This is a genomic window from Escherichia sp. AM3 (genome assembly GCF_032029835.1).
In the GTDB taxonomy this organism is placed as follows: domain Bacteria; phylum Pseudomonadota; class Gammaproteobacteria; order Enterobacterales; family Enterobacteriaceae; genus Escherichia; species Escherichia coli.
The window spans coordinates 1-234 of record NZ_JAVUPQ010001331.1 but is presented as its reverse complement, the minus strand read 5'-3'; the positions used below and the strand labels follow the sequence as shown (position 1 = coordinate 234).

The window sequence follows — 234 nt, the reverse complement described above, 5'->3', positions numbered from 1 at the left end:
CGATTGGCCCGGGCGGCACGCGGGAGAAAAACGTCACTATCGCCATTGCCCGTAAGCTGCGTGCGCTTCTGAATGACGATCCGATGTTTAAAGGGGTCATGACCCGCGACGGAGATTACTTTATTTCAGTGATGGGACGCTCGGATGTGGCGCGTAAGCAAAACGCCAACTTCCTGGTGTCGATTCACGCGGATGCTGCGCCGAACCGTAACGCCACCGGCGCGTCGGTATGGG

General features: G+C 58.5%; 1 protein-coding gene. It reads left to right on the top strand.

Annotated elements, in window-relative coordinates; translation table 11 throughout:
- On the top strand, positions 1–234 hold a 234-nt coding region (locus RTW80_RS30925; RefSeq protein WP_312722088.1), incomplete at both ends, for an N-acetylmuramoyl-L-alanine amidase.